This is a genomic window from Bacteroides sp. 51, from assembly GCF_010500965.1.
In the GTDB taxonomy this organism is placed as follows: domain Bacteria; phylum Bacteroidota; class Bacteroidia; order Bacteroidales; family Bacteroidaceae; genus Bacteroides.
The window spans coordinates 1-1,403 of sequence record NZ_QVMI01000099.1 but is presented as its reverse complement, the minus strand read 5'-3'; the positions used below and the strand labels follow the sequence as shown (position 1 = coordinate 1,403).

Annotated in this window: 1 protein-coding gene; it reads right to left on the bottom strand. The window is 50.7% G+C overall.

Features of this window, described 5'->3' with window-relative positions; all coding sequences use genetic code 11:
- Nucleotides 1–262: 262 nt before the first annotated feature.
- On the bottom strand, nucleotides 263–1,403 hold a 1,141-nt coding region (locus D0T87_RS23680), incomplete at its 5' end, for a DUF4906 domain-containing protein (RefSeq protein ID WP_203558776.1).

Below are 1,403 nucleotides of genomic sequence, written 5' to 3'. Positions count from 1 at the left end.
AGAGCCGGAATTACATTTTTTATTCTCTTTACCGTCATAATTATTTGGTTTTAAAATCGTAGTGATATGCGTCCCACCCAAGGGGCGCATACCTCCGGCGCGGGCGGCAAGGTGCCGCGGCCGGGTTTCCATGCGGAATACACCGCAGGGTGGTTGACCCAAAAGTCAATCTTGTATGAGAGTGTATCATAAGTACCCTTGTCATCCCGAACGGAGTGAGGGATTTGGATGACTTTTGACACACCCTCAATGCACAGAATGCTTAAAACTCCTTGTTCAACACCACAGGGGTCCATTCAGGCGTAGTAACGGAAACTTCTACCGTACCGTTTACCACCGGATCAGTTGGGTCGGTAGTTCCACCACCACCTTTGGTAGCGTCGCCTGTTAACCTGATATTGATGTTGTAGCTCTTGCCGCGGGTAATAGAAGATACCGAACCGCTGCCTGCTTTCCATTGTTCGTAAGAAGCCAGGTGAACGGGCCAGTAGAGGTTCTTGCCATCCTTATCTTTACCGGTAAGGGTAACGATGGTAGGCGAAGCGTTAGCTGTGGTTGCATCGTTCTCAAACACATAGTAATAATAGGTTGTTGACGGAGCAGCCAGGTTCAGGGCATCCAGAAAACGTGCGGCAGCCACGGTGTAGGTACCGGCCGTAGGCCAGAAAGACCAGGTTTCACCGCTGGGTTTGTCATAGCCGGTGTAGAACTTCTTACCGCCGGTGTAAGCCGAAGGAATTAAAGAAGAACCGCTGGATGGGAACAACAGGGATTCGCCACGAGCGTTCAATACAGCGATGCTGTTCAATGTAAGCGAACCGGGTTCACCGTACTTGGTCATCGCGTTATCTACTGTAACCGTAATACGTGCAGCAATAAATGTCAGCGTAACGCTAGTACTGGCTTTGTACTCGCCGTCACCGCTATTGGTAAAGCTCAGGGCGCTGGCGGTTGCACCGGTAGCCCAACGGTTTGTGGCCGAAGACTGGGCACCCGTTCCGTTCAGGTCGGCTTTGTAAGCTTTCAGGGCAGCTAGTGTAGTGATAGAACTCAGGTCGCCTGCGTTGGCTACGATGTACACATGTTGGGCATTGGTGGTTACACCCAAAGCCTTATCGCCGGTCAGCGCTGTTCCGGTGCTGTTGTATGTAGTCCATGCTGTGTTGATATCGCCGGTACTCTTATCGGTAATAAATACCGTATAGTTGCCTACCGCATCGGTGGGTACGGTGCCTGAGGCACGCGAGAGGGTGGGCGCATCCAGCTGGATGCTTAACATCGCTTTTTCACCTTCTACGGGGAAAGATGCGTCATTGTCATTGCTACAACTTGAAGTGCCAAAGGTCAGGGCGATGGTCGCCATTAACATTGTGAATAGATTTTTCTTTTTCATGTTCATTAAA